The organism is Paraburkholderia sp. J76 (genome assembly GCF_905220295.1).
Taxonomy (GTDB): Bacteria; Pseudomonadota; Gammaproteobacteria; order Burkholderiales; family Burkholderiaceae; genus Paraburkholderia.
In genome coordinates this window covers 311,238-337,173 of sequence record NZ_CAJMZJ010000002.1, presented here as the reverse complement: position 1 = coordinate 337,173, position 25,936 = coordinate 311,238, and the positions used below count along the sequence as shown (strand labels likewise).

The 25,936-nt window shown below is 63.0% G+C and carries 26 protein-coding genes; 17 read left to right on the top strand and 9 right to left on the bottom strand.

Going from position 1 to position 25,936, the window contains the following annotated elements; translation table 11 throughout:
* Nucleotides 1-11: 11 nt before the first annotated feature.
* Genes U5768_RS05050 through U5768_RS05035 form a run of 4 tightly spaced genes read left to right on the top strand, consistent with a single transcriptional unit; the run spans nucleotide 12 to nucleotide 3,381 of the window.
* Nucleotides 12-893 (top strand): branched-chain amino acid ABC transporter permease, encoded by an 882-nt coding sequence (locus tag U5768_RS05050; RefSeq protein ID WP_322029277.1) that lies wholly within the window; start codon nucleotides 12-14, stop codon nucleotides 891-893.
* Nucleotide 894: 1 nt separating this feature from the next.
* Nucleotides 895-1,887, top strand: a complete 993-nt coding sequence (locus U5768_RS05045; RefSeq protein WP_322029276.1) for a branched-chain amino acid ABC transporter permease — start codon at nucleotides 895-897, stop codon at nucleotides 1,885-1,887.
* On the top strand, nucleotides 1,884-2,642 hold the full coding sequence (locus U5768_RS05040) for an ABC transporter ATP-binding protein (protein WP_322029275.1): 759 nt from the start codon (nucleotides 1,884-1,886) through the stop codon (nucleotides 2,640-2,642). The genes U5768_RS05045 and U5768_RS05040 overlap by 4 nt, the downstream gene beginning before the upstream one ends.
* 43 nt (nucleotides 2,643-2,685) lie before the next feature.
* Nucleotides 2,686-3,381, top strand: coding sequence for an ATP-binding cassette domain-containing protein (locus U5768_RS05035; RefSeq protein ID WP_322029583.1), 696 nt, complete (start codon nucleotides 2,686-2,688; stop codon nucleotides 3,379-3,381).
* Here U5768_RS05035 and U5768_RS05030 read toward each other — a convergent pair.
* The 4 genes from U5768_RS05030 to U5768_RS05015 all read right to left on the bottom strand — a co-directional run bounded on the left by U5768_RS05030 (nucleotide 3,341) and on the right by U5768_RS05015 (nucleotide 7,804).
* Complete coding sequence (locus U5768_RS05030; protein WP_322029274.1) at nucleotides 3,341-4,837, bottom strand: aldehyde dehydrogenase; 1,497 nt, start codon at nucleotides 4,835-4,837, stop codon at nucleotides 3,341-3,343. The two genes, U5768_RS05035 and U5768_RS05030, sit on opposite strands and share 41 nt — an antisense overlap.
* A gap of 72 nt (nucleotides 4,838-4,909) precedes the next feature.
* Complete coding sequence (locus U5768_RS05025) at nucleotides 4,910-6,154, bottom strand: aromatic ring-hydroxylating dioxygenase subunit alpha (protein ID WP_322029273.1); 1,245 nt, start codon at nucleotides 6,152-6,154, stop codon at nucleotides 4,910-4,912.
* A 56-nt stretch (nucleotides 6,155-6,210) separates the two neighbouring features.
* Entirely contained in the window at nucleotides 6,211-6,573 is a 363-nt protein-coding gene (locus U5768_RS05020; RefSeq protein ID WP_322029272.1) for a hypothetical protein, read from the bottom strand.
* Nucleotides 6,574-6,808: 235 nt separating this feature from the next.
* Nucleotides 6,809-7,804, bottom strand: a complete 996-nt coding sequence (locus tag U5768_RS05015; protein WP_322029271.1) for an AraC family transcriptional regulator — start codon at nucleotides 7,802-7,804, stop codon at nucleotides 6,809-6,811.
* Nucleotides 7,805-8,153: 349 nt separating this feature from the next.
* Between U5768_RS05015 and U5768_RS05010 the strand changes: the two genes are divergently transcribed.
* The 9 genes from U5768_RS05010 to U5768_RS04970 all read left to right on the top strand — a co-directional run bounded on the left by U5768_RS05010 (nucleotide 8,154) and on the right by U5768_RS04970 (nucleotide 17,027).
* Entirely contained in the window at nucleotides 8,154-9,308 is a 1,155-nt protein-coding gene (locus tag U5768_RS05010) for a CaiB/BaiF CoA-transferase family protein (protein WP_322029270.1), read from the top strand.
* 197 nt (nucleotides 9,309-9,505) lie between these two features.
* The gene (locus U5768_RS05005; protein WP_322029269.1) at nucleotides 9,506-10,651 is read left to right on the top strand and encodes an acyl-CoA dehydrogenase family protein; all 1,146 of its coding nucleotides are present in this window, start codon (nucleotides 9,506-9,508) and stop codon (nucleotides 10,649-10,651) included.
* 82 nt (nucleotides 10,652-10,733) lie between these two features.
* On the top strand, nucleotides 10,734-11,231 hold the full coding sequence (locus U5768_RS05000; protein WP_322029268.1) for a MaoC/PaaZ C-terminal domain-containing protein: 498 nt from the start codon (nucleotides 10,734-10,736) through the stop codon (nucleotides 11,229-11,231).
* Nucleotides 11,232-11,242: 11 nt separating this feature from the next.
* Nucleotides 11,243-12,454, top strand: a complete 1,212-nt coding sequence (locus U5768_RS04995) for a thiolase family protein (protein ID WP_322029267.1) — start codon at nucleotides 11,243-11,245, stop codon at nucleotides 12,452-12,454.
* Between the two features lie 20 nt (nucleotides 12,455-12,474).
* Nucleotides 12,475-12,894: a Zn-ribbon domain-containing OB-fold protein gene (locus tag U5768_RS04990; protein WP_322029266.1), complete on the top strand. Its 420-nt coding sequence runs from the start codon at nucleotides 12,475-12,477 to the stop codon at nucleotides 12,892-12,894.
* Between the two features lie 98 nt (nucleotides 12,895-12,992).
* Nucleotides 12,993-14,201, top strand: a complete 1,209-nt coding sequence (locus U5768_RS04985; RefSeq protein ID WP_322029265.1) for a CoA transferase — start codon at nucleotides 12,993-12,995, stop codon at nucleotides 14,199-14,201.
* 22 nt (nucleotides 14,202-14,223) lie between these two features.
* Complete coding sequence (locus U5768_RS04980) at nucleotides 14,224-15,372, top strand: CoA transferase (RefSeq protein WP_322029264.1); 1,149 nt, start codon at nucleotides 14,224-14,226, stop codon at nucleotides 15,370-15,372.
* Between the two features lie 115 nt (nucleotides 15,373-15,487).
* Nucleotides 15,488-16,417 (top strand): LysR family transcriptional regulator, encoded by a 930-nt coding sequence (locus U5768_RS04975; RefSeq protein WP_322029263.1) that lies wholly within the window; start codon nucleotides 15,488-15,490, stop codon nucleotides 16,415-16,417.
* Between the two features lie 34 nt (nucleotides 16,418-16,451).
* Entirely contained in the window at nucleotides 16,452-17,027 is a 576-nt protein-coding gene (locus U5768_RS04970) for a DUF2889 domain-containing protein (RefSeq protein ID WP_322029262.1), read from the top strand.
* A 104-nt stretch (nucleotides 17,028-17,131) separates the two neighbouring features.
* Here the strand turns inward: U5768_RS04970 and U5768_RS04965 are convergent, their stop codons facing one another.
* The 4 genes from U5768_RS04965 to U5768_RS04950 form a co-directional block, all read right to left on the bottom strand.
* Nucleotides 17,132-18,364, bottom strand: coding sequence for an ABC transporter substrate-binding protein (locus U5768_RS04965; protein WP_322029261.1), 1,233 nt, complete (start codon nucleotides 18,362-18,364; stop codon nucleotides 17,132-17,134).
* A 147-nt stretch (nucleotides 18,365-18,511) separates the two neighbouring features.
* Nucleotides 18,512-19,378: an alpha/beta hydrolase gene (locus tag U5768_RS04960; protein ID WP_322029582.1), complete on the bottom strand. Its 867-nt coding sequence runs from the start codon at nucleotides 19,376-19,378 to the stop codon at nucleotides 18,512-18,514.
* A 245-nt stretch (nucleotides 19,379-19,623) separates the two neighbouring features.
* Nucleotides 19,624-19,959 carry an SDR family NAD(P)-dependent oxidoreductase gene (locus U5768_RS04955; RefSeq protein WP_322029260.1) on the bottom strand — a complete coding sequence of 112 codons (336 nt, stop codon included), beginning with the start codon at nucleotides 19,957-19,959 and terminating at the stop codon, nucleotides 19,624-19,626.
* On the bottom strand, nucleotides 19,956-21,413 hold the full coding sequence (locus U5768_RS04950) for an MmgE/PrpD family protein (RefSeq protein ID WP_322029259.1): 1,458 nt from the start codon (nucleotides 21,411-21,413) through the stop codon (nucleotides 19,956-19,958). The genes U5768_RS04955 and U5768_RS04950 overlap by 4 nt, the downstream gene beginning before the upstream one ends.
* A gap of 332 nt (nucleotides 21,414-21,745) precedes the next feature.
* Between U5768_RS04950 and U5768_RS04945 the strand changes: the two genes are divergently transcribed.
* Nucleotides 21,746-22,159: a YybH family protein gene (locus tag U5768_RS04945; protein ID WP_322029258.1), complete on the top strand. Its 414-nt coding sequence runs from the start codon at nucleotides 21,746-21,748 to the stop codon at nucleotides 22,157-22,159.
* A gap of 28 nt (nucleotides 22,160-22,187) precedes the next feature.
* Here the strand turns inward: U5768_RS04945 and U5768_RS04940 are convergent, their stop codons facing one another.
* Complete coding sequence (locus tag U5768_RS04940; RefSeq protein ID WP_322029257.1) at nucleotides 22,188-23,063, bottom strand: alpha/beta hydrolase; 876 nt, start codon at nucleotides 23,061-23,063, stop codon at nucleotides 22,188-22,190.
* A 289-nt stretch (nucleotides 23,064-23,352) separates the two neighbouring features.
* Between U5768_RS04940 and U5768_RS04935 the strand changes: the two genes are divergently transcribed.
* The 3 genes from U5768_RS04935 to U5768_RS04925 all read left to right on the top strand — a co-directional run bounded on the left by U5768_RS04935 (nucleotide 23,353) and on the right by U5768_RS04925 (nucleotide 25,926).
* Nucleotides 23,353-23,958 carry a TetR/AcrR family transcriptional regulator gene (locus U5768_RS04935; RefSeq protein ID WP_322029256.1) on the top strand — a complete coding sequence of 202 codons (606 nt, stop codon included), beginning with the start codon at nucleotides 23,353-23,355 and terminating at the stop codon, nucleotides 23,956-23,958.
* Between the two features lie 308 nt (nucleotides 23,959-24,266).
* Nucleotides 24,267-24,629, top strand: coding sequence for a hypothetical protein (locus U5768_RS04930; protein WP_322029255.1), 363 nt, complete (start codon nucleotides 24,267-24,269; stop codon nucleotides 24,627-24,629).
* On the top strand, nucleotides 24,607-25,926 hold the full coding sequence (locus U5768_RS04925) for an aromatic ring-hydroxylating oxygenase subunit alpha (RefSeq protein WP_322029254.1): 1,320 nt from the start codon (nucleotides 24,607-24,609) through the stop codon (nucleotides 25,924-25,926). The genes U5768_RS04930 and U5768_RS04925 overlap by 23 nt, the downstream gene beginning before the upstream one ends.
* The last annotated feature ends 10 nt before the right edge of the window (nucleotides 25,927-25,936 follow it).

The following is a 25,936-nucleotide window of genomic DNA, read 5'->3' as shown; positions in this document are numbered from 1 at the left end:
GAGCACGGTCAATGAACTGGCAATTACTGGGAGCGCAGCTCCTGGCTGGCGTCGCGAACGGCGGCCTTTACTTTCTTGTCGCATCGGGGCTCACGCTGCTGTGGGGCGCGATGGGCGTCGTCAACCTCGCGCACGGCTCGTTTTTCATGCTCGCCGCGTTTGCCGGCGCAACCTGCATCCGGCTGCTGGGTCCAGGAGCCGGTTTCGTCGTGGCGATCGTTGCCGTGCCGGTCGTCGTCGCGCTGTTTGCGTCGGCACTCGAACTGTCGCTGTTTCGCCGCGTCTATGCCGCGGGAATGTGGGGGCAACTGCTCGTCTCGTTCGGGCTCATGCTGGTGCTGAATAATATCGCTCGCATCGTGTTCGGCACCGAGCCGCTCTCGATGTCGGTGCCTGCGCAGCTAACGGGCTTCGTCGAATTCGGCGGCGTGCGCCTCGCCAGCTATCAGCTCGCGGTGTTGGGCGTGACAGGCGCCGTCGCTGTGTTCCTGTGGCTGCTGCTCGCGAAAAGCCGCACAGGGCGGCTGATACGCGCGGCGGTGGACGATCCGCAGATGCTCGAAGCGGTTGGTATCGACGTGAAGCGGCTGCGCACGGCGGTGATGGGCGTTGCCGCCTTGCTGGCTGGCATCGCGGGTGTCGTGGCAGTGCCGCGTGGCGCGATCAATACCGGTATGGACGTGCAGATCGTCGTCATTGCGTTCGCGGTGATCGTCGTCGGCGGCCTCGGGGCGATCTGGGGCACGCTCGCAGCGGCACTCCTGATCGGTGTGGCCGAAGCGCTTTCGACGATGGTGCTCGATCATGGCAGCGAAATCGTGATCTTCGCCGTGATGGTGGTCGTGCTGATGCTCAGGCCGACAGGCTTGCGCACGATTGTCGGGAGGGAGTGAGATGAAGCAGTTCACCGCAAAAACCGTTCTGGTGGCGTTGCTCGCGGCCGGCGTGCTATGTCTACTCCCTTATGTGATTTCGGCAGCGTACATGCCCGAAGTCACGCGCCTCGTGATTTTGGCCGGCACGGCGATGAGCCTGAATCTGCTGGTCGGTACCACGGGGCTGCTGTCACTCGGGCAGGGGCTTTTCTTTGGACTCGGCGCTTACGTCGTGGCGATCGGGACGATCCGCTATGGCCTTTCATACTGGAGCGGGGCGGCGCTCGCGATCGTCCTGTCCGTGCCGGTGTCGTTGCTGAGCGCGCTGATTTCGCTGCGTGCGCGGCATCTGTTCTTCGGCCTGCTGACGCTCGCCATCGGCCAGGTCGCATTCGTGTTCGTCGTGTCGAGCTACAACCTCACGGGCGGCGACGACGGTCTCGTGGGCGTGACGCTGCCCGACTGGCTCGGCAGCGGCGCGGCGCAGTTTCGCTTCGCGGCCATCGTTAGCATTGCGGCTTGCCTCGTACTGCTGAAGATTGTTTCTTCGCCGTTCGGCGCGATGCTAGGCGCTGTGCGCGAGAATGCCGATCGCGTTGCTTCGCTCGGGGGTAATCCCAAACGCTTCGAGCTGGTCGCCTTTGTGATCGCTGGCGCGTTCGGCGCGCTGTTCGGTGCGGTTCTGGCGGCAGTGGAGGGCAGCGTGGATCCCCATCTGTTCTCGTGGATCACGAGCGCGATGCTGCTCATGATGATCGCACTGGGCGGCCGCTCGGTCTTTCTCGGGCCGGTCGTGGGCACGCTGGTACTCGAGATTCCACGCGCTTACGTGCAGATCCACTCGTCGAACGCGGACCTCGTGGTGGGCGCGCTCGTGATCTTCTGCGCGCTGGCTTTTCCCGAGGGTATCGCGTCGAAGCTCGCCGCGATGCTGGCCGCGCCGCTGCGCGCAAGACGCGGCATGCCCGGCACGACTTCTTCGTCGCAACGGGGCGTCGAGGGGCAACGATGAAAGAGAACGTCGAACTGGCGCTGCAGGCGTCGAACCTCGTCAAGTCGTTTGCGGGCTTCACAGCCGTCAACGATGTGTCGTTCTCCATCGGCGCGGCGGAGGCCGTGGCGATCATCGGTCCGAACGGCGCGGGCAAGAGCACGCTCTTCGACTTGCTCACCGGACGCAAGCTGCCCGATAGCGGCGAGGTGCGTGTGTTCGGTGCGCCTGTTACGCGTCAGCCGCCGTGGCTGCGCGCCAAGCACGGCATCGGACGCTCGTTTCAGGTGAGCAGCGTGTTCCCGGGCTACACCGCGCTCGAAAACGTGCAGATTGGGCTGATGCTGGCTCAGGGGCATGCGTGGAACCTGCTGCGGCCGGCAACGCGCACGAAGCGGGACGAAGCACACGCTCTGCTCGAAAAGGTGGGGCTCGCGGGCAAACGCGAGGTACTGTCCGGCGAGCTTTCGTACGGCGACCAGCGCAAGCTGGAACTGGCCGTGGCGTTGTCGACCCGCCCGCGACTGCTGCTGCTCGATGAGCCGACAGCCGGCATGGGGCGCGACGAGTCGCGCGACTGCCTGAGCCTGATCCACATGATCGCCGCCGAAGAGAAAATGCCGATGGTGTTTGTCGAGCACGATATGGATATCGTTTTTTCGTTTGCGACCCGCGTGATGGTGCTGGTGGCCGGGACCGTGCTGGTAGACGGCACACCGGACACGGTGCGGGCGGACGAGCGCGTCAAGGAGGCCTATTTTGGAGAAGCGATCTGACGAAGCCCTGTGCGTCGCGGGACTGGATGCGGGATATGGCCACGTGAGAGTGATACGCGACGGCGCGATTTCGGTCAGGCACGGCGAGGTAGTCGGATTGATCGGGCGTAATGGCGCTGGCAAGACGACCTTCATTTCATCGGTAGCGGGACTTGTCATGCCGACCGCCGGGCGGATCGTGCTGGACGGCATGGATATCGCCACGCTCGCACCGAGCCGGCGCGTGGCGGCGGGTCTCGCGCTCGTGCCCAGTGGCGGCCGTCTGTTCCGGTCGCTCACGGTCATGGAGAACCTGACCATCGGTGTGAAGACGTCCGCACCGGGCCAGCCTGAAGGCGTGTTCGATCTCTTCCCGGAGTTGCACAAGCTGCGGCTGCGCTACGCCGGAAAACTGTCCGGCGGCGAGCGCCAGATGGTCGCGATCGCACGCGCGCTGATGCTCGAGCCGCGCCTGCTGTTGCTCGACGAGCCCAGCGAAGGGCTCGCCCCCGTCGTCGTGCTGAGGCTCGCGAAGGCCATCGACAGGCTGCGTGCGAACGGCATGGCGATGCTGATTGCCGAGCAGAACGCGAAGTTTGCCGATCTGATCTGCCAGCGCTGGTATTCGATCGACAAGGGGGAGATCGAGCCGCTCGGTAAAGAGCCGCTCGGGCTTGATGCCGAGCCGCCCCTTGCGACAGAGCCCGCGTCCAACGCGTTCAGCTCGCGTAAAGATTCGGGAATTGCCCGGTTGTGCTGATGACGGTCGTGCGGGTCTCGAGGTACGGGTCGAGCGCGTCGATGCCGTTCTCGCGGCCCCAGCCGCTCGACTTGAATCCGCCATAAGGTGTGGACCAGCGCAGGAACGAGTAGGTGTTGACCCAAACCATACCGGCATCGATGCGGTTCGAGACACGGTGGGCGCGCCCTACGTCGCGCGTCCACAGGCCGGCGGTGAGGCCGTACGGCGTGTCGTTCGCAATGGCGACGGCCTCGTCCTCGCCGTCGAACGGAATCAGCGATGCGACCGGCCCGAAGATCTCATCGCGCGCGATCCGCATGCCGTTGTTCACGCCCGCGAACACGGTCGGCTCGACGAAGTAGCCCGAGGCGAGCTCCGGCGTCGCGATACGATGCCCACCGGTGACGAGTTCGGCGCCGTCCTCCTTGCCGAATTCGATATACGAAAGCGTCTTCTTCAGTTGTTCTTTGTGCGCCTGTGGGCCCATGTGATTCGTGTCGACCGAAGGCAGGCCTACGCGCACGGAACGCGCGCGCGTGCGAAACGCCTCGACCACGCGCTCGTACACGGGCCGCTCGACCAGCACGCGCGAGCCGAGTGCGCAGCTTTGTCCCGTGAGTCGCCAGGCGGACGCCGTCGCGGCGTTTATCGCGTTCTCGAGATCGGCGTCTGCAAAGATGATGTGGGGTGCTTTGCCGCCGAGCTCGAACGTGAAACGCTTCAGGTTGTCGGCACCATCGCGGAGCATGTGCTTCGCCGTCTGGGTCGAGCCCGTAAATGAAATCTTGTTGACGTCGGGGTGCATCACGAGATGCGCGCCGGCCGTGCGGCCGAAGCCCGGTACCACATTGAACACCCCCGGCGGGAATCCGGCCTCATGAATCAGGCGCGCTAGCTCAAGTGCGGATACCGGCGTCTGCTCGGCGGGCTTCACGACCAGCGTGCAGCCCGCCGCCAGTGCGGCGCCAATCTTCAGGCAGGTCGCGAGCAGCGGCGCATTCCACGGGATGACCGCTCCGACGACACCCACAGGTACGCGCGACGTGAACGCATGCACGCAATCGTCGATCGGGATCGTCGTGCCCTGCGCCTTGTCCGCGAGGGAGGCGAACCATTGATACCAGTGGACCTGCGCGGTGAGGCTGGCGCGGTGCTCACGCACGAGGTTGCCGTTGTCGCGCGATTCGATCACCGCGAGTTCAGGAATTGCCGCGCTGAAGAGATCGGCGAAGCGGCGCAGCAACGCTGCTCGGTCGTGACCGGGGATGCGTCGCCACGGGCCGTTGAAGGCTGCACGCGCGGCCGCCACGGCACGGTCGATGTCCGCGGGGCCGCCCATCGGCGCGATGGCCCACGGCCTGCCGGTTGCCGGATCGATGCTCTCGATGAGTTCGCCGTCGAGCGGCTTGACCCATTCTCCATTGATATACAGATGTTCGTAGCGCGGCAGCGCCGCGCGAGATTCGTGGGTCATGGACGCCTCGATGTAAAAATAGCAGGGCTGTCTGCCGGACTGCTCAGCGGGATACGGGATCGGCCGCGCCGCTTAGATCAGTGCATCTCTGGCGGTCGTCGCTGCCGACCACTTGATGACCTGCTCGAGCCCATGACGGCACAGGATCTCGCTTTCGTTGAAGTGGATGAATGGCTTGGCGCCCGATTCCATGCCGCGCTGCATGCTTTCGATATTGCCCAGGTCCTCAAGCATCGTGTCGGTGATATGCGATGTGAAGTGCTCGTGCTGCAGACGCTCACGCACCGTCTCCGCTTTTTTGAAGTAAAAGCGCGCTTCCCAGATCGTCGACGTTGCCGACGTCGGCCAGAACTCGTGCGTCCAGAACTGGTTCGCCGATATCTGCAGATGCCAGTTCGGGAAGAACCAGTTGACGTCGCTTGCCCAGCGATCGCTCTTTGTCGGGTTGATCGCCTTGTGCTCGACGAGCGAATTGGTTTGACCTTCCTTGCGCGTGCCGGTGACCGAGTGATCGGCCGTGAAGAGCCACTGGGCGACTTTTGCGCTTGCGAACGGCGCCGCGGCCGGATTCAGCCATGTCGACATCGATCGATGTGCGCCGTAAACATTCGCGCTGATCGGCCTGCTGAACGGATTGAGCGGCCCGGCGTAAATGGGGCCGAGCGTTTTCGGGTGAATCGATGAGATGTGATAGGCCTCGCTGAAGTTCTCGGCCACGGCTTTCCAGTTTGCCCTGAACTCGCCGCGTAGCACGAGCGCGTGGTCCGGATTCGGATATTCGATGCCAGCGAGCGCGTCCGCCATTGGCCCGAGAAACTCCTTCAGGCTGACCTCCGGCGCCGGCGCCATGTTGATGAAGATCCAGCCTTCCCAGAGCGCTACTGTAACCGGTGTCAGCCCGCACTTCTTCTTGTTCAGATGAAAGAAGCCAGGTTCGTCGGGTACGTGCGAAAGTTCGCCGGAGTTGTTATAGCCCCAGCTATGGTAGCGGCACACGAAGCGCTTTGCGTTGCCGCTCGAACGATGCTCGACGACGTTCGCACGGTGTGCGCAAACGTTGTGGAATGCGCGGATTTCCCCGTCTTCTGAATGCGCGACGATGATGGACGTCTTCAGCATTGCGATATCCTTGACGAAGAAGTCGCCGCGCTCTGGAATCCGTTCGACACGGCCGACCATCAACCACGCGCGGCGGAAGACCCGCTCGCGTTCGATCTCGTATTGCGCCGGATTGGTATAGAGCGAAACGGGCATCGCTTCGGTGTTAAGGCCTGCAGACTCGGTCAGTTGGGCGGGTAGTTCGGAAGGGTGGTTCATGCCGGCTCCTGCGAATGGGTAGGATTGCAAATCGATCGGTGTCGAAGCGTCGGCGCCTAGCCGTGCGGCTGAAAGCCAGTCGCGATTTTCAGCGCATGAACCGGCGGCGCATGGCGGATGGTTGGCGCTTGATGCATTTCCACCGCGATCGCGGCATGACACATCGAAAGCAGAAGCCGAAACAGGTTCTGTGCCGGTTCGGGCATGTCGTCGAGCGGGAGCTTTTCGAGGTAGACGGTCGCTTCTTCGGCGCGAGCGAACATCGCGTCATAGAACTTCACGATTTCCGGGTACGGCGTCGCAGCGCGATTGATCCACCGCTCATGAGAAGTCGGTGCGCTCCAACTGTCGAGGTAGGGTTCGAGTTCTTCAAAACCTTCCGGCAGCCGGCCGGATTTGACGGATACAGCCTGAGTCATTGTGCTCCTCCAATATGTCTTCGCCTGGTGAATACGCAGACGTCATTTCTTGTGGGTCGGCAACATAGCATCCATCCCATCGCCTTGTATCGCTACAGGCATCGCCGACAAGCGCGACGATGGCAGCCGACTTCGGCGACGATTGCGTGGATCACGAATCGACAACGAGCGGTGATCTGCCAGCAGATCGTCGATGGCGACCCGCTTCGGCAATGGCGCTGGATGCAGCAAAATATTAGATCTGCGTCGGGGAACGGGTATTTCGTACGAGTTCGGTTTTTCTTATAGGGCGTACGGATTGTGTATCTTCCGCCGACACAGACGAGCGCCGCCGATACTGTGTCGGCGAACAGGACATTGCCCGTTTGAATGCGGTACAGAATGCGCTTTCAGACTCATAGCCGAGCGCGAAAGCGATCGATGTAATACTTTCCTCGCTGTGGCGAAGGCGATCCGTTGCCATCAGCATGCGCCAGCGCATCAGATAGTTCATGGTCGTTTCTCCGACCAGTCGTTTAAAACGCTGCGCAAAAATTGTTCGTGACAACCCGGCGATACGAGCCAACTCCTCCAGCGACCAGTGACGGGTAGGTTCCGCATGCATGGCGCTGATTGCGGCCCGGATCCTGCGATCGGAGAGACCGGCGAGCCATCCCGCGGGACACTCCGTGGACGCCGCCGTCATATGAAGGCGCAATATTTGAACCAGCATCAGATGCAGCAGGTGGTTCGACACCAGTACTCCTCCCGGCATCGGGTCACGCAATTCTGACCTCAACTGATCGAGCGACCAGCGCAGCACGTCCGCCTGATTCGACGAGCGAGGCGGATTGGCGAACGGCGGCAATGCATCAAGCAGCAACGCCGCGTGTTCGCTGGAGAACGTGAAGAAGCCGCCTATCAGCAGGACCTCGCCACCGCCGTTGTGCACGGCGATGCCGTCACGAGCGATCCCATCCATGATGAGCGAAGAATCTTGCGGAGACAGCGACAGATCGGACGACAAAACGATCTCGTAGCCGCTGTTCAGCAGAAAGCAGTCGCCTTCTTCCAGACGAACGGGGCGGTTCATCCCGGAGACGATCCCCCAGCATCCACCTTGCAGGACGGCGGCGATCTTGATGCCGTCATAGGCCGGGAAAGAGAAGGACCACGCACCAGCGGTGTCAAACGCGGCAAAGAGTTGGCTGCGCGGCTTCAGAAGCGATAGAACGTCCGAGAGCGGATCCATGGCGATTCTGCATGCGGTCGACGTGTGCCTGCGTCGTGAACGCATGCACGCTGTCGTTGATTGGGATTGTTGTCTCCTGCGCGCCTTGTCGGGGAGCGAGGCGAACCCTTGATTCCCCTGGACCTGTGCGTTGAGGTTCGCACGTCCATCTGATATTCAGACCCTATGGCGGCGCGCCGTGCGCTGTCAACGTTGCGGTGCTGTTCGTTCCGGAACCCGGAAGAGGGGCCGACGGTAACCATGCTGGAGCGCTTCGCGGAAAGCGAAGTGGCGATTCGAATTTTCGACATTGGACGCGCGGCTGGCGAGCAGTAACCTGAGGCGATTCCGATCAGGGACTGTAAAGACTATGCGCGAGACTCAAGGCCCGCTTGCGGGCGTACGGATTGTCGAACTGGGCGGTGTCGGCCCGGTGCCTTTCTGCTGCATGCTGCTGTCGGATCTCGGGGCTGACGTCATCCGCATCGACCGGCCCGCCGGATACGATGGCGGAGTATCTGTCGACCCGCGTTTCAACCTGCTGCATCGCGGCAGGCGAAGCGCCGCGTTCGACCTGAAGCAGCCCGAGGCTGCAGCCGCGGTGCTCAAGCTAGTTGCCCGGGCCGACGCGCTTGTCGAAGGATTCCGACCCGGCGTGGCCGAAAAGCTGAACCTCGGCCCCGACGCCTGCCTCGCGGCGAATCCCGCGCTGGTTTACGGCCGCATGACGGGTTGGGGGCAGCACGGCCCGCTCGCCCAGGCGCCGGGGCACGACCTCAACTACATCTCGCTGACGGGCGTGCTGCATGCCATCGGCCCGATCAACGGGCCGCCCGCCATTCCGCTCAATCTCGCCGGCGACTTTGGCGGCGGCTCACTTTATCTCGCGCTCGGAGTGGTGTCGGCAATTCTGGAGAGCCGCCGCTCCGGCGAAGGCCAGGTCGTCGATGCCGCGATGGTCGATGGGTCGGCCTCGCTGATGACGCTGTGCTACGGGTTGCTCGCGAGCGGCTACTGGAAGGACCAGCGCGGGAGCAACCGGCTGGATTCGGGTGCACCCTGGTACAACGTGTACGAGACGAAGGACGGGCGCTGGATCAGCGTTGCCTCGAATGAGGCGCGCTTCTGGCGCAACACGCTCGCGCTGCTGGGACTCTCCGAAGCCGACATGCCCGATCAGCACGACGCTTCACGCTGGCCCGAGGTGCACGAACGGTTTGCCGCGATCTTCCGCACACGCACGCGCGACGAATGGTGCGCGCTGGCCGAGGGCCGCGAGGTGTGCCTCGCCCCCGTGCTTTCGATGACGGAAGCGCCTGCACATCCGCACCTGCGCGCGCGGAGCACATTCGTCGAGCGCGATGGCGTTGTCCAGCCGGCGCCAGCGCCTCGCTTCAGCCGCACACCCGGCGCGATCCAGCGCCCGCCCGCGAAACCCGGCGAGCACACCGACGAGGCTTTGCGGGACTGGGGATTCAGCGTGGCGGAACTCGACGCTTTGCGCGAGTCGCGGGTCATCGTGTGAATCGATGCCGTGCGCGGCATCGCAGCTAGTATTTTAAATCGGAGTGCTGATGGTTACGAACGCGGAATCGATCTTCGAAATATTCGAATCGTCGTTTCGTAATTGACCAGTTGGATCGAGAAAAGCATCGCCCTAATCTACAAACAGTGATGCCCGGCAGAAGAACGAGGCAAACACGTCAACTGGAGCGAAGACAAATGCAAGCGAATTTTCTGGACGAATCGCAGACGATGTGGCTCGACACCGTCAACCGGTTCATGGACAACGAGATCACCGTTGAGTACGTGCGCAAGTGCGACATGAATCGCGACTATCCGTACGAGGCTTACGAGAAGATCGCGAAACAGGGATGGCTGGGTATCCTGATCCCGGAAGAAGAGGGCGGTTCGGGCGGCGATATTTTCGACTACTCGCTGATGGCCGAAGGACTCGGCAAGTTCGGCTTTGACTTCGCGTGCTCGGTCCTTGTGCCGACCTTCACGGCGATGAACATCATCAAGTTCGGCACGCCCGAACAGAAGGCGAAGTACGTGCAGCCGTTCATCGACGGCAAGATCCGCTTCTCGGTGTCGATCTCTGAACCCGATGCGGGATCGGATGCCGCGAATACGAAAACGCGTGCGCGCCGGGACAGCAACGGCGACTGGATCGTGAGCGGCCAGAAGCTCTGGTGCAGCGGCGCGGCGGCGAACGACACCGTCATCGCGATGCTCGTGCGCACGAGCACCGACGACAAGCACAAGGGCCTCTCTGTCCTGCTTATCCCGAACGACACGCCCGGCATGGTGATCAATCGCCTGCCCACGCTTTCGCGGCACGCCACGGGCACGACGGAAATTTTCCTCGACGAAGTGCGCGTGCCGGGCGACGCGCTGCTCGGCGAAGAGGGCCAGGGCTGGAAGATCATCACCGAGCACCTCGAACTCGAGCGCTGCGCCGTGGCAGCCGCCTATACGGGCAATGCGCAGCAGGCCGTCACGACGGCCACACGCTACGCGCACGAGCGCATCCAGTTCGACCATCAGCTCTACGACTTCCAGGTGATTCGCCACCTGCTGGCCGATTGCCAGACCAAGGTCGATGCCGCGCGCCTGCTCTGCTACCGCGCCGCGCAGATGGCCGCGACGCACGTGCCATGCAGCCGCGAAGTGTCGATGGCGAAGCTGTACGGCTCCGAAACGCTGAAGGAGTGCGCGCTCGCGGGCATGCAAATCCTGGGCGGCTACGCGAACCTGCCCGAAGCCGACATGGAGCGCTATCTGCGCGAGAGCATCCAGTCGACCATCGGCGGCGGCACCTCCCAGATCCAGCGCACGATCATCGCGAAGTCGATGCGCCAATAAGGGTGCGCGGTCCCACTTGGGCACAGCAACGAGACGGGCAGGGAACGCCGTCTCGCTTACGAAATTTTCAGGAGACGTGGCAATGAGCGTAGTCAACAACAGCATCAACATCCCGCTGGACGAACTCGAAGTCGGGCAGAAATTTCGCTCGCCCGGCCGCACAGTGACGGAAAGCGACGTGGTGATGTTCTGCATGTTCACCGGCAACTGGATCGAGATCCACTCGAACAAGGAATACGCCGAGAAGACCCGCTGGGGCGAGCGCATCGTGCAGGGCATGCTGACGTTCTCGCTGATCTCGGGCTTGCTGCAGTTCGGCCCGGCGATCCAGGCGAACTACGGCGTGGACAAGATGCGCTTCCTGAATCCGGTGAAGATCGGCGACACGGTTTACGCGAGCGCCGAAGTGATCGCGAAGAAGGAAAAGGACGACAAGTTTGGCGTGGGAACGATGTTGATCCAGGCATACAACCAGCGCGGCGAAGTCGTGCAGCGTAGCGAATGGAGCCTGCTGATGCTGCGCCGTCGCGCGGACCTCGAAGCGCTGGTCGCCGAAGCGCAGCCCGACTTCAAGGTCTGAGGAGCACCGGCATGAGTCCCCAACCGGTAGCGGCGATCATTGGCATGGGCGATGCGTACGCCTCGCTCGCGAACAGGAAAGATCCGTTGCAGTTGGCCGCGGAGGCGACGCAGGGTGCGCTTGCCGACGCGGGCATACGCAAGAACCAGGTCGATGCGGTGTTTACGGGCCGCTCGCCGTGGGCCGACAAGCGTTCGCAGTGGAGCAACATCTTCATCTCGCACATGCAGATGCCGGTGACGATAACGAGCGAACTGACGATGCACGGCGCGGGGTTGACCTCTACGTTGGCGATTGCGGCGCAGATGATCGTAGCGGGACGCGCCGAGTACGTGCTATGCCTGCAGAGCGACGCAACCGAGTTGTTCGTCGACGCGGTCGCGATGGGTGCGGAGGCCGACGCCGACCCGCAGTTCGAGATTCCCTACGGTCCGACGATTCCGGCCCTCTACGCGCAGGCCGCGCATCGATACTTCCACGAATTCGGCATCACCGAAGCGGATCTTGCCGATGTCGCCGTCGCGAATCAGCGCTGGGGGCGTCATCATCCTCACGCGGCGAAAGCGAAGTTCGGTGAGATCGACCGCGACAAGGTGCTGTCGTCGCCGTATGTGGCGACGCCGCTGCGCCGCTGGATGTGCTCCACATGGGGCGGTGGTACGGGCGGTGCCCTCGTCATCACGTCGCCGGAGAACGCGCGCGCCGCGCGCAGTCCGGTGTACCTGATGGGCTACGGATCGGCCACTACGCACGAATACCTGACCGACCGCATGAACATGCGTCAGTGCCGGTTCGACAGTCTCGGCGCGTTTCCGAACCTGACCACCACGGCGACTGCGGAGGCGGCACGTCAGGCCTATGCGATGTCGGGTCTCGGTCCCGAGGATATCGACATGGCGCAGATCTCGGTCAACTTCGCCCACATGGGGCCGATGGTGATGGAGGATCTGGGCTTCGCGAAGAAGGGGCGCGGCATCGACCTCTATCGCGAAGGCCGAACGGGCGTGGACGGCGATCTGCCAACCGATACCAATGGCGGCTGGCTGTCTTTCGGACAGCCAGGCATATCGTGCAATATGGACAGCATCGTCGAGGCCGTGCGCCAGTTGCGCGGTGAACCTTTGGGACTCGCACCTGTGCGTCGCCCGCAGACAGTGCTCGTGCAAGGTGCGGGCGGGATGCTGGCGGCTGGCGCGGTGCTCCTGTTGTCGTCCGCGACATGAAATCCGATTGAGAGCATTCCATGACAGACACTCATTCGCTCAATAGCTGGCCGCAGCCTTACCGCTTGCCGGATGCCGAGCCCTACTGGTCCGCGTTGTCGGAAAACCGGCTGACTTTCCAGCACTGCAACGAATGCGCGCAGGCCGTGTGGCCCGCGCACTCGTTCTGCACCCACTGCGGGTCACGATCGCTCGACTGGCGGCAGTCGAGCGGCCGCGGCTCAGTGTGGTCGTACAGCACGATCATGCGCGGCCCGACCCCGGTATGGGCGGCTATCGTGCCTTACACGGTCGGCTTCATCCAGATGGACGAAGGCTATTTCCTGTTTTCGCAGATCGACGCCGATCCGGATGCCATTGCGATCGGCCAACGCGTGGAAGTGCGTTTCGTGCAACGCGGTGAGCAGAAACTGCCGCTGTTCGTGCCGTGCGACCGGTAAAGAATCGGTGGTGAGCCGGCCACGTGCCGGCATAGCCGTAAAAAGCGGAGGAGACACCGTGAGACTTATTCAAGGCGTACGCGCCAGCGGGAGGCATCGTGGCCGGACCGCTTGATGGCGTTCGTATTCTCGATCTGACGTCCAACTTCATGGGGCCATTCGCCTCGTTGCTGCTGGCCGACATGGGCGCCGACGTCTGCAAGATCGAATCGCGCGAGGGTGACACGACGCGCAATATCGGGCCGAGCCGCCATCCCGGTATGGGGCCGATCTTCCTGCACCTGAATCGCAACAAGCGCAGCCTCGTGCTCGATCTCAAGCATCCAGACGGGATTGGCGCGCTCAGGCGCATGGCGGAGCGTGCCGACGTTTTGCTGTACAGCATGCGTCCGCACACGATGGCGAAGCTCGGTATCGCGTACGAAGACGTTCGGCGCCTCAACCCGCGCATCATCTATTGCGGTGCGTTCGGCTTTGGCCAGAACGGCCCCTATGCGACGCGTCCCGCCTACGACGACCTGATCCAGGCGGCGGTCGGCATGCCGGTGCTGCAAAGCCGCAAGTCGGGGCCGCCCAATTACGTCGCGACGGCAGTCGCGGATCGCGTCGTCGGCATGGCCACCAGCAACGCGGTGGCGATGGCACTTTACCGGCGCGAGAAGAGCGGCGTGGGCCAGCAGGTGTTCGTGCCGATGATGGAGACGTTCGCGCATTTCGTGCTCGGCGACCACCTCTACGGTCATACGTTCGTGCCTCCCATCGGCGACTGGGGCTATGCGCGCATGATGAATCCGGACCGCCGCCCCTATCGCACGCGCGACGGCTATATCGGCGTCAACGTGTATGCCGATCATCACTGGCGGCGTTTCTTCTTGTTGTCGGGGCATTCCGAAATGGCCGACGACCCGCGTTTCGCGACGATCGGTGCGCGCACCGAGCATATCGCGTATCTGTACGCGTTTCTCGCGCAAGTCTTCGAAACGAAGACATCGGCGGAATGGCTCGGGCTTCTGACCGGGGCGGACATTCCCGTCATCGAGATGAACACGCCGGAAACGCTGCTCGACGATCCACATATGAAAGCGGTGGGCTTCTTCGCCGAACAGGAGCATCCGTCGGAAGGCACCATCCGCACACTAGGGATTCCTCAGCAATGGAGCGAAAGCGCGCCGGAGCTGCGCTATCCGGCGCCGCGGCTCGGCGAGCAGTCGGCGCAGTTGCTGGCCGAGTACGGCTTCGGCCGCGACGAGATCGATGCGATGATCCACTCGGGCGGCGCATGGACGCCCGGCACGGATGCCGCGTAAAACTATGCAAGGGAGAACAACCATGTTGCGTGATTTACCGTTGGCGGGCGTCGTGGTGGTGGAACTGAGCGACAGCGCGTCGGCGCCGTTCAGCGGGCGCATACTCGCAGCGCTGGGCGCAGAAGTATGGAAGATCGAGCGGCCAGCGGGCGATTCGGCGCGCGGCTGGGGCCCGAGCAAATGGAAAGGCAGCGGCGCCGCGTATCACGCGCTCAATCGCGGAAAGCGCACGATCTGCCTCGACATCAAGGACCGGGAGCAACTTGCGACGCTTCATCGGCTGATTGCCGAGCACGCGGATGTGTTCATCCACAATCTGCGGCCTGGCTCCAGTGCCGGGTACGGACTCGACGCGGACAGCCTGCGTGTCACGAAGCCCGAACTCGTCTACTGCGAGGTGGGGGCGTTCGGCCATACGGGGCCGATGAATACGCTGCCGGGCTACGATCCGCTCATGCAGGCATTCTCGGGGATCATGAGCATTACCGGCGAGGAGGGGCAGGCGCCGGTGCGCGCGGGCGTGTCGATCGTCGACTTCGGCACCGGCATGTGGGCCGTGATCGGCATTCTCTCCGCGCTGTATCGCCGGCAGATCAAGCATTGCGGCGCAACCGTGAACAGCTCGCTGCTGGAGACGGCGATCGCGTGGATGTCGGTTGGCATCGCGAACTATAGCGCTGATGGCGAGGAGGGCGGCCGGCACGGGTCGGGCGTGGCGTTCATCGTCCCACATCGCGCGTATGCCGCTGCTGACGGTCATATGATCGTCAGCGCGGCCAACGACGTGCTGTTCGCGAAGCTTTGCGCGGCGCTCGATCATCCCGAATGGGCAAACGACGATCGCTTCGCCACGAACGCCGGACGACTGAAGTACCGCGCGGAAATCGACCGCCTGATCGGCGAGCGCCTTGCGACGGACACGCGCGCGGTCTGGCAGGCGCGGCTGCAGGCGGCCGGCATACCTGTCGCGCCTATCCAGACGACGGCCGAGCTCGTCGGGCACGAGCAGACGTGCGCGCTCGGTATCATCGAGACGCCATCGGACGACGAGATCGGCCTTGTCGGCCTGCCGCTGTCGTTCGACGGCAAGCGTCCACCGCCGCTGCATGCCGCGCGGGAGATCGGCGCCGACAACGACCAGCTCGAACGCCTGCTGAAGTTGCCACATTAGAAGCCGCGGCAGGCTCGACCCCGGGCGCCGCACAGGGGCAGACGGTGTACGATGAACCCGTCCGGCCCGTGCGACGTCGCGAAGCGAGCCAGGGAGGGCGGGCAAGAGAGGAGACATGAGCACCTTCAACCGGCTGCATCTGATCCGGCAGGTCGATCTGTTCACGCTGAAGCTTTTCGTTTCGGCTGTGGAGGAGCAGCAGATCGGCTTGGCCGCCATTCGCGAGAACATCGCCGCATCGACAGCAACCAAGCGCATTCAGGACCTCGAAGACATCGCTGGCATCAAGCTCCTCGAGCGTGGCCCGAAAGGCGTCCTGCCGAGTCCGGCGGGCGCCGTGCTCGTGCGCTACATCAGGCGGATCTTCGAGAATCTCGACGACATGCGTGCCGAAGTCGCGGCGTTTACCGAAGGGATGCGCGGTGAGCTGGCGATCGCGTCGGCGCGTACGATCATCGTGCCGTTCATCGCGCGCGAGCTTGGCGACTTCAAGCGCGACTATCCGCTTGTCGATCTCGTGGTGCGCGAAATGGAGAACGCCGACATCGTGCAGGCGGTCTCGCGCGGCGAGGCCGACGTTGGCGTGTTCGCAGCCGCGCATGAGTTCGATCTGGGCGGAGTGGACGTGACGCCGTACCGCACCGACCGCCTGATCGCCGTTGTTCCGCAAGGACACCGGCTGAGCGGCCTCACGAGTGTCTCGTTCGCTGACCTGCTGCCGGAGAACCTCATCGCGGTCAACGCCATGCAGAGCGCGTTGCGGGTCGCGGCGCGGCGTCTTGGCGCCGAATTCCAGCCGCCTTACACAGTGAGCAGCGCGGGTGTAGCCGTGAGTCTCGTCGAGGCCGGCCTGGGGGTGACCATTCAGCCCGAATGTCTGGTGAGTCACGAACTGTTCGGCCGCGTCACCGTGCTGGAACTCGCCGAGCCTTGGGCGATACGGCATATTCATATTGCGACTGCGCGTGGTCGCGAGATGAACCCCATTGCGTCCGCGCTGATACGGCAACTGCTGGACCGGCCGCGCGACGAAGCGGCGCCCTGAAATTCGCGCTGCGTATACACGAGGGTTGGAGAGTATGACTGAAACGTTACCGATCGCGACGGATGAAGTGACCCGCGAGCCAATACATACCCGACACATCAGCTTCGAGGGCTTCCGGCGCAGCGATGGCCTGTTCGAGATAGTCGGCCAGCTTGCCGACCGCAAGCCGTACGACTTTGCCCCGCCGAGCGGCCCGCGCGTGGTACCAGCAAACGAGCCGATTCATGACATCGCGGTGCATGTCCTCTTCGATCTCGACATGGTCATCCACGCCGTCACCACCACGATGCGCGCGTATCCGTATCGCGACTGCTCGGGCGGTGGCGAGTCGTTGCAGGCGCTCGTGGGGCTGCGTATCGGCTCGGGGTGGAGCGGCGAAGTCCGCAAGCGTCTGCCTGCCGGGGAGACCTGTACACACCTGCGGGAGATTCTGATTCCGCTGGCGACGGCGGCGATTCAGGCCGTCAATCCGCTACGGTCACAAAGTCTGCTGGACGCAACCGATGCGAACGGCAAGCCGCTCAAGATCGACAGTTGCTATGCCTACGGCGTCTCGCGCGAGCTCGTTTTGCAGCGCTGGCCGGATTTCCACCGGCCGCACAAGACCTGATCGTTGTCGCAACGGACGCGCGGACCATGAATCCGCCGTCGGGCGGATTCGGGCATCGAGAAGCCGACAGCCCTGGCGTGTCGGCATCGGGGCGCGTGCGGCGATTACTGGCGTGCGGCGTCGACAATGGCCCTGGACGGTTGCGTCACGCTGGCGGACACCACGTCGTCGACGTCGAGCACGGGCTGTCCGTACTGCGCGCTCTTCGCGATCTTGCCGATATACACCGGCACCTCGGCCTCGTGGTCATCGTGGCCGAAGCGCAGCTTGCCGCGTAGCGTGTCGAACGTATTCGTTTCGAGCGCATGCATCACTGCGTCGGGGCTCGTCGAGTGCGCAGCGGCCACCGCTTGGGCCCAGGTCGTAACGCAGTCGTAGGCGACGCTGGCCCAGTCGGATGGATAGCTGCCGGTGCGCGCCTTGAACTGGGTGACGAACGCGTTGCCCTGCGGCGTCTTCTCGATCTCGTTGAAAGGCGCGTACTGATACCCCTCGGTGCCGATGGGCGCGTCGCTGCCGAGATTTTTCAGCGTGGTCGTGTCGAGCACTGTCATGAAGTGGTTGTTGATCTGCTTGAAGAAGCCCACCGCGTTGGCCTGCTTCGAGAACGTGACCAGATCGGCGCCGAATATCTGTGCCCAAACGTAGTCCGGCTTGGCAGCGAGTATCTTGTTGATACTGGCCGTGTAGTCGATTGCGCCCAGTTTCGGATATTCCTCGACCACGATCTGCGCTTGCGGATTCAGCTCTTTCATGAACGTCTTGAAACGCTCGGCCGCCGAGCGTCCGCCCGCATAGTCGGGCACCAGCAGGGCATAGCGCTTGTACGGCGCTTTCGCGAGACGCGTGGTGACGGCGCGCATCAGCATGTAGGTTGTCGGCGCCATCGAGAAAACGTAGGGCTGGTAGTCCTTCATCGTGATCTCTTCGGCCGCCGAAACGGCAACGCACATTGGCACCTTGAACTTCGCGGAGACCATCTTGCTCACGGCTAGCGTGCTACCCGAGGTGATCGGCGAGAGCAGCAGCGAAGCGCCCGACTGCACGAGCGCGCTGGCCTGTGTGATCGCCCGCTGCGGGTTCGTGCCGTTGTCCTGCTGGTCGAACGTCACGGGCTGGCCGAGCACGCCGCCGTGCTGGTTCAGGCTGTCGAGCGCGAACTGGATACCGGCGAGCGACTGCTGGCCGAGCGCGGAGGCGGGGCCGCTCAGGTCGAGCGATGCGACGATCTTCGCGGGCGGCGCGGCCAGTGCGTTGACGTTGGCATAACAGCACGATAGAGCCAGCAGCGCGGAGCCGATCCGCGGACGCACGAAGGGAAGGGGAAAGGGCTTCATTGACGTGTCTCCAGTGTGTGGTGTTTGTCCAGCCGTTGTACTGCGTCGGCCTTGACGTACGCAAGCGCGGCACGGTGAAGGTTCCGTGCTTTGAAAAATGGCGCAAATCAGTCTGGAGTTTCGGTGTGCTAACTGGAAATCCGGCAACTACGCGCAGGCCGTTGTGCGATACGAAGGCGTCCAGTCGGTACGCGCATGCCGCAACAGAAAGCGCAGCACCGTGTCGCCAAACGCGTCGTTGGTCTCCCCAGCGACTGGGTGTCCGGCGCCACTCACGTTAGCGTATTCCGCGTGCGGGCATAGGCGCAGAAAGGCCTGCACGCCCGCTTCGCTAACGACCTCCGAACCTTGGCCACGCACGAGTTGCGTCGGCAGGCTCAGGTTGCGCGCGCACTTTGAGAGGCGCGACTCGCGGCGCGCGAGGTCGCGCGGCCATGCGGCGAAGCCCGGATCCCAGTGCCAGCGGTATTTCCCATCGTCGCATCGGCGCACGCTCCGCATGAGGCCCTCGGCGTTCAAGGATCGCGCCGGACGGTCTCGAATGCCCTGGAGTGCGGCATCCACATCGTCTAGCGCAGTAAATCCGCCGGGCTGCCGCATGAACGATTGGAGCCGTGTGACAGCCGCGCTTTGGGTTTGCGGCGCGATGTTGACGAGCACGAGGGCGTGCGCGTCTAAATACCGTTCGCCTACTGCGAGCAGGCTCGTGCTGCCCCCCATGCCAGCCCCCACGAGCGCCGGCGTGCGTCCGTCGAGCATGGCCGCGACGCATTCGAGATCGCGGGCCATTGCGCCTTGACTGTAGTTGCAAACGGGCGACCAGTCAGAATCACCGTGTCCTCTTGCGTCGAAGGTAATTGCGTAGAACCCTGCAGCGGCCAGCGCGCGGGCTGTCCGACTCCATGCGTGACGGGTCTGGCCGCTACCGTGCAGCAGGATCACTGGCGTTGCATCCGGGTCACCCCAGACTTCACCGGCGAGGCGTGTGCCGTCTGCGCTATTACGTACGCACATGGGGACTGGCATGTCGCGCACACGCGCTGGGGCTTGCGTCAAAGTCATCACGATCGAACCTGTCTTATGCTGCGGGAGTATCGCAACCCGTCAATTCGGACTTTCCGCGACGCTGCGTCAAGATCAGGGTGCGGAAGCTTCAGCATAGATTCCGCGCGTGGCCGGATTGCGTCAATGCAGACGGCCCCCACGTTCCGTACTCCGAACGGGTGAGCCGACAAAGAGGGGGCGTGAGCGCTGCTACCTCACTTTCCCATGGGCTTCGCGAACATCATGTGCGACATGCCGCCATCGCACGCGATGGACTGGGCGGTGATGTAGCCTGCCGCGGGTGACGCGAGGTACACGATCAGATCCGCCACTTCCTCGGGCTGTCCTATGCGGCTCATCGGTAGCATTGAAGCGAGCTGGTCGAGGATTTTCCGCGGTACCGATCCGCGCGCCATGGGCGTGTCGATGACCCCGGGCAGCACGACGTTCACGCGCACGCCATATGCCGCCCACTCGTGTGCCATCTGGCGGCTTAGCGTGAGGAGCGCAGCCTTGCTTCTTAAGGTGGTTGAACTGCCCGGTCGCTTCAAAGTGCCTCGTCGGCCATGTGCGGGCTTGCCCGGTCGGCCGTCCGACCTAGCAAGCGCATGAGCGCCGCGACATTGCCGAGCTTTTCCAGATGAAAGACCGTGTCGATTACGTCGTCGATCCGCGCGGTGGACAGCACATCTTCGGTGTTGCGGCGGAATTTGGCGGCGAGCTCGTCGTTGGTCATGAAGCTGGACGGCTCCGGTGACGGACTGCCCTTCGGATAGCGCCGCTCGCCGATGAACGTCCTGCCGCGCGCCTGCACCTCGATCTTCGCGGGGCGACTGGCGGCGTGACCGTTCAATAATTCCACGTAGTTCGGATGCACTTCGTGCGTGACCTTGCTCATCAGGTTCATCACCGACGCGCCGAAGACGAGTTCGGGGTCCTGCCATCCTCTGCCCGGCGGTACGCGGTGCGCACCGAGTGCAAGCCCGTGTGCAATGCTGAACTGCGCGTCGTGAACGTGCGCAATCTCGCGATTGAGCCACACGGGCTGCTCCACAAACCCTTCGACCCAGGCCTTGATGCCGTCGATCTCCGCGGGCGCGATATCGTTTTCGTCGACGATCTCGGTGAGGCTGTCGAGCAGTGCATGGAGGATGCGGCAGTGCGGGTAGGGTTTGTAGGCTTGCTCGGCGGGAAAGAGCCAGTCGACGCCGAGGCCCGCTGTGATGCGCTCGGGTTCCCAGCGGCGCGTGCCGATGAAGCGCGGGAAACCGTACTCACGGTCGTCAAGAATCTGAACGTCTCCGCGATGGCCGAATTCGGCCATATGGGCGGCAGTCATCGCCGTCTGCGCCAGCGCGCCGGCCAGCAGGTACTTGATCGTGGAGCTGGGCGCATGCTGGAACCACGCGACCTGCGAATTCACGGGTGAGATGCTGCCCGCGATGCCAAGCGCGTTGGTGAGCACGGCGCTCGGGAGCGCCTTGAGCTTGACGATCGCAGCGGTCGCGCCGAACACGGTGCTGCTGTAGCCATAGACGGGCGGCGGCGAGACTTTGCCGTCCCGGGTGTCGCGCAAATAGTCCATGGCTTTGCCGAGGCGATACGACATTTCGTGCGAAAGCGCGATCGCTTCGAGCAGCGCCGTGCCGGACGCGCCGTGCGCCTCTGCGACGGCCAGGGCGCCGGGCAGCACATAGGGTGCGACGTGGCCGGGAGGCACGACCGCGTCCATGTCGAGAGCGTTGATCAGTTCTCCATTCGCGAACGCAGCGCCGAAAATCGACGCTTTCTCCCCCGTGCCGATGATGGTCGCGTCGCCATTGCCGCCCATCGCGCGTGCGTAGTCGATGCCGATGCGACCTTTGGGCTCACCGGTGGCAGCCACGGCGCAGCCGATCGAATCAAGAAGAATCCGTTTGCATTCCTGAACAACGGGCGGAGGCATTCGGTCGAATTGGGTATCAATGGTGAAACTGGCAAGCTGTTCGACGATGGTGGCGGGCATGGCAGGGTCCTGAATGGAACGCGTCTGAAGAGCGGCGGTCGGCGGTTGGCGCGTGACCGTTTCGGACGCAGGTAAGGCGTCCTCACACGCTGCGCGGTCGTCGAAGTTGAAAGCATCAAAACTGATTTAGGCTAACGAATGTTAGTTTTATGGAAGGTGTAGTGAATCACCATGCGTATTAATCCCTATGCTCGTAGAGCTAATCGAATTTTCGCGCCGCAGGGGCTATTTGTATTGAAGGCTAACGAATGTTAGGATGAGGTGGTGCTGTATGTCGCGACGACGCGAGAGAGGCCCGTGCGGGTCTGTCCTGACCGATGAGGAAGCATTCGATGAACCGAACGACCGATGCAGCCTGTGCTGCGCTCGCCCAGGTCCAGCTTGCGTGGAACACGGCCGCGCGCCGCTGGGATGCGGGCATGTTGACGGCTGTGTACACGAACGACGCGCTGTTTTTCGGCGGCCGGCCAGGTCATTCGGTCGGCGCGGGCGCGATTCGCGAGTATTTTGCTTCGTACGAAGGCGTGATCGAATCGGCCACGCTGGCGCTCGTGGAGCAGCACTTCATCCGTCTCACGGACGACTGCTTTCTTGCGCAAGGTTACGGCGAATTCTCGTTCGTCTTGAGTGGTGACCGGCAGTCACGCTCTCGTTTGCGCACGACGCTCGTCGTCGCGCTGCAGCAAGGCGAATGGAAGATCCGCCAACACCATTTTTCGTCTACGCCGGAATCTCCGCCCATCTAACGCGTGGCGACCCGGCCCATGCGCGGACTCACGTCGCGCACACATGACGCGCGAGGAACTGCAAAGCCGCTTCGCCAAACACGTCGTTGCGGTCGCCGGCCACCATATGGCCAGCCTGCGCGACGTTTACGTATTCCGCATGCGGGCAGAATTCGAGGAACTCCTGCACGCCAGCCTCGCTGACGACGTCCGAACTGCCGCCGCGTACGAGCAGCGTCGGCGGCGTCAGGTTGCGGGCGCAGGCGCCGAGGCGTGAATGGCGTCCGTGCAGATCGATCTGCCCCGCGAGGAATCGTGGATCCCAATGCCAGCGGTAGCGGCCGTTGGCGCCTAGCCGGACGTTCTTCGCGAGACCTTGCAGATTGCGTGGGCGCGCTTGCGAAGGGCGATAGCGGCCAATCGCGTCAGCTACTTCGTCGAGCGAAGCGAATCCGTCCGGGTTTTGTGACATGAACGCGCGGATCCGATCGACGCCGGCTGGTTCCGTGTACGGCACGATATCGACGAGGATCAGTGCGCGCGCGTCCACCTGTCGTTCGCCGATGGCAACGAGACTCGTAGCGCCGCCTAGCGACGCCCCGACAAGCGCGGGCTGCCTTATGCCGATTGCCGCGAGCACGCACCGGAGATCGGCGGCAAGCGCGTCGAGACTGTAGTCGCCATCGGCGCTCCAATCCGAGTCGCCGTGTCCTCGCGCGTCGTAGGCGACGGCGAAATAGCCGGCATGGCCGAGCCGCTCGCCTGTGCCACCCCACGCGTGACGCGTCTGGCCGCCGCCGTGCAGTAAGACGACGGGCGAACCGGCGGGATTGCCCCATGTATCGCCGGCTAACCGAACCCCGCTGGAACCTTTCCACATGTGCATGGGTTGCGGTGTACCTGGCAGGCGGCTTGCTGCTTTCATCGGGGCCTCATTGCGGGTGGATACCGTGCGCGAAGACCGCGCTGCGGCGTACGGAACATCAGTTTCGAACTTCGCCGAAGGGGCGCGCCGTGTCAACACGTCCCGGCGCCGGGTTCCGTACAATGGCAGCCCCTGCTTTGCCAGGCGGAAAAAATACGGTAACCTTCCAAATAACCGTTAGATTGCGCAGCGCACTCGCGCTCCGGGTGCGAAAGACAGGGCAGCAAAAGGCTGATAAACACAAGTGCGAAAGCGAAATGTAAATCCTAGTGCGGATACCCGCGAGACCTTGCTGCGGCTCGCCGCGCGCTCGTTTGCAACGCAGGGGTATACGGCCACGACAATGCGCGTGATCGCCGACCAGGCCGGTATTGAGGCTGCGAGCATCTACTATCACTTTTCGTCGAAGGAAGAACTCGTCGACGTCGTCATGGAGCACGGCGCGGAGAGCATCGTTCAGCACATCAACGAGCACTTCAACGCGCTGCCCGCGACTGCGAATGCCGAAGACCGCTTCAAAGCGGCACTGGTCGGCCAGATGAGCGCCCTGATCAAATTCGGCGACTACGCGCTAGCCCACAATCGGCTTCTGACCCAATTGCCGGACAAGGTGCGCGAGCGTCAGATCAAGCGACGCGAGCGGCACCAGCGGATGTGGACGACCGTGTTCGACGATTTGCGTGCGGAGGGCTATCTGCGCGAGGACGTCGATATGGCGCTCGCCCGCGTCTACGTCCTGGGCTTCATCAACTCGGTGCAGACCTGGTTCGATCCGAAGAAGGGATCGCTCGAGAAGATCGCCGATCAATTCATCACGATGTTCTTTGAGGGTGCCGCGCCAGCGGCCAAGCCGCGGCGCAGTGGCCGCAAGAAAGAACTGGCCGCTTCGTCCTGACCGGCTGTCGTATTTCGCGTCGCTCAGATTCTTCGGGCGACGCCTGCCCCTCCGCACTGATCCTGATTGCAGCACGGTGACCCGCGCCGGTCGCCGTGCCTCATCGCGCCGGCCGCGATCGTCTTGAATCCCGCTTCTTACGCACTGCGCCGCGTCTTGCTGCTGGCATGACGTCCGCATCCGCATTCGGGTTAGACCGGATGGAGATAATGCATCTTGTAAACCAATCTACCGTTCGTTAGGTGCGTTGCCACGAATTTTCAGCGATGCGGAATTGCATTTTTGACGAGCCAATCTGGAGGAGCGCGATGATTCAAGATGTTTCAAGCAGTTCGGGCCGCCTGCCCGCGGGCTTCGAAGAACTCGAACCCTTCGTCGACCAATGGAGCGCGGCGACATCTCACGAGCGGTGGATGCGCCGCGCGCTCACCCCATATCCCGAGATCGTCGAGTTTTACGAGGCGATGTTTGCGCGCGCGGAAGAAGCGACGGTTTATCTGGAACAGTTCCCACTGAATGACATGCCGGATCAGGCGCAAAACTTGTTCAAGTTGCTACTGGCGATGTGCCAGGCGGCGATCGCCGTCGAAATGCACCAGGCGCCGACGATCCGTCATGCACCGCCCCAGCATGCGCTGAAAATCGAGGTTGGTTTCCAGCCGCACGGCTGAACCGCAGGCCACGAATACCCACGTTCTCCAATTGCGATGTGCCGGAGGTCATATGAATCATCCGTCCGAAGTCAAAGTGAGCCTTACCGGGTCCATCGGCCTGTCCACCGAGCCGATGCCGACTTCCCTGTATACCGATCCCACCCAGTACGAGCGCGAACGTGAGCGAATCTTCCGCCGCGCGTGGCTGATGGTTGGGCGAGTCGAGCGCATTCCGAAACCGGGTGACTTCTTCGTCAAGGACCTGGCAATCTTCAAGGCTTCGGTGATCGTTGCTCGTTCCGACGACGGCAAGATCCGTGCGTTCCACAACGTCTGTTCGCACCGCGCGAACATCGTCGAGCATCGTCCGAGTGGCAACGCGAAGCGCTTCGTGTGCCGTTATCACAGTTGGGGCTACAACAATGAGGGCGATCTCGCGCACGTGCCGGACGAAGCCGCCTTCTTCCATCTCGACAAAAGGAAGTGCGGGCTGACGCCGGTCGCCGTGGACGTTTGGGAGGGCTGGATCTTCATCAACACGGCGCCGGTGCCGGAAGTCGGCCTCACGGAATTTCTCGGACCGGTCGCAGATGCGCTGGCTGGTATCGACTATCCGAACCCGGACAACGCGATCGTGTTGCGCGGCGAGTTCAAGGCAAACTGGAAAGCGGTTGCCGAGAACTTTAGCGAGATCTATCACATCGCGTCGATTCACCCTAAGACCTTCGGGCCGATCTACACGGGTAAAGCGAATCCGTTCGGCCGGCCACTCAGTGCGAATCTCTATGGTATTCACCGCTCGTTTTCTCTGTGGCTGAATCAGGAAAATCAGCCCCCGGAAAACGCGAAGGTCACGCGCTGGCTCTACGCGGCGGGTCACACGGTCACCGGTACGCGTAAAGGGACGGAAACCAATTCGATCGTCGAGCACAAGTCGGTGAATCCGCAAAAATTCGCCGAGTGGTCGCAGGACGTCAACTGGTTCTTCCCGAACTGGCACCTGCAAATCTCGGCGAACCAGTTCTGGACACACGAGTTCTGGCCAACCTCGGCGAATACGACGCTGTGGGAAGCACGCTTCTACAACAAGAAGCCGGGCTCGGTGCGAGAACGCCTTCAGCTCGAACATTTCACCGCGCATATCACAGACGGGATGCTCGAGGATCTCGGGAACATCGAGTCCATGCAGGTCGGGATGGAAACGGGCGCCAAGCCGTTCGTCCATTTCAACGAGAGCGAAATCCTGTGCCGTCACGGCCTGGAGCAGGTCGTCAAGTGGACTTCGGCGACGTCGGTGAAGGACGCATTGGGCTAGCTGCGGGCGC

What these genes read in the sequence shown, in the direction of transcription:
- U5768_RS05005 (WP_322029269.1), top strand. Translation starts at nt 9,506, where the DNA reads ATGCAAGCGAATTTTCTGGACGAATCGCAGACGATGTGGCTCGACACC.
- U5768_RS04930 (WP_322029255.1), top strand. Translation starts at nt 24,267, where the DNA reads ATGATTCAAGATGTTTCAAGCAGTTCGGGCCGCCTGCCCGCGGGCTTC.
- U5768_RS04965 (WP_322029261.1), bottom strand. Translation starts at nt 18,364, where the DNA reads ATGAAGCCCTTTCCCCTTCCCTTCGTGCGTCCGCGGATCGGCTCCGCG.
- U5768_RS04980 (WP_322029264.1), top strand. Translation starts at nt 14,224, where the DNA reads ATGTTGCGTGATTTACCGTTGGCGGGCGTCGTGGTGGTGGAACTGAGC.
- U5768_RS05015 (WP_322029271.1), bottom strand. Translation starts at nt 7,804, where the DNA reads ATGGATCCGCTCTCGGACGTTCTATCGCTTCTGAAGCCGCGCAGCCAA.
- U5768_RS05000 (WP_322029268.1), top strand. Translation starts at nt 10,734, where the DNA reads ATGAGCGTAGTCAACAACAGCATCAACATCCCGCTGGACGAACTCGAA.
- U5768_RS04950 (WP_322029259.1), bottom strand. Translation starts at nt 21,413, where the DNA reads ATGCCCGCCACCATCGTCGAACAGCTTGCCAGTTTCACCATTGATACC.
- U5768_RS04990 (WP_322029266.1), top strand. Translation starts at nt 12,475, where the DNA reads ATGACAGACACTCATTCGCTCAATAGCTGGCCGCAGCCTTACCGCTTG.
- U5768_RS04945 (WP_322029258.1), top strand. Translation starts at nt 21,746, where the DNA reads ATGAACCGAACGACCGATGCAGCCTGTGCTGCGCTCGCCCAGGTCCAG.
- U5768_RS05040 (WP_322029275.1), top strand. Translation starts at nt 1,884, where the DNA reads ATGAAAGAGAACGTCGAACTGGCGCTGCAGGCGTCGAACCTCGTCAAG.
- U5768_RS05030 (WP_322029274.1), bottom strand. Translation starts at nt 4,837, where the DNA reads ATGACCCACGAATCTCGCGCGGCGCTGCCGCGCTACGAACATCTGTAT.
- U5768_RS04995 (WP_322029267.1), top strand. Translation starts at nt 11,243, where the DNA reads ATGAGTCCCCAACCGGTAGCGGCGATCATTGGCATGGGCGATGCGTAC.
- U5768_RS05025 (WP_322029273.1), bottom strand. Translation starts at nt 6,154, where the DNA reads ATGAACCACCCTTCCGAACTACCCGCCCAACTGACCGAGTCTGCAGGC.
- U5768_RS05010 (WP_322029270.1), top strand. Translation starts at nt 8,154, where the DNA reads ATGCGCGAGACTCAAGGCCCGCTTGCGGGCGTACGGATTGTCGAACTG.
- U5768_RS04940 (WP_322029257.1), bottom strand. Translation starts at nt 23,063, where the DNA reads ATGAAAGCAGCAAGCCGCCTGCCAGGTACACCGCAACCCATGCACATG.
- U5768_RS04975 (WP_322029263.1), top strand. Translation starts at nt 15,488, where the DNA reads ATGAGCACCTTCAACCGGCTGCATCTGATCCGGCAGGTCGATCTGTTC.
- U5768_RS05050 (WP_322029277.1), top strand. Translation starts at nt 12, where the DNA reads ATGAACTGGCAATTACTGGGAGCGCAGCTCCTGGCTGGCGTCGCGAAC.
- U5768_RS05045 (WP_322029276.1), top strand. Translation starts at nt 895, where the DNA reads ATGAAGCAGTTCACCGCAAAAACCGTTCTGGTGGCGTTGCTCGCGGCC.
- U5768_RS04960 (WP_322029582.1), bottom strand. Translation starts at nt 19,378, where the DNA reads ATGTGCGTACGTAATAGCGCAGACGGCACACGCCTCGCCGGTGAAGTC.
- U5768_RS05020 (WP_322029272.1), bottom strand. Translation starts at nt 6,573, where the DNA reads ATGACTCAGGCTGTATCCGTCAAATCCGGCCGGCTGCCGGAAGGTTTT.
- U5768_RS04970 (WP_322029262.1), top strand. Translation starts at nt 16,452, where the DNA reads ATGACTGAAACGTTACCGATCGCGACGGATGAAGTGACCCGCGAGCCA.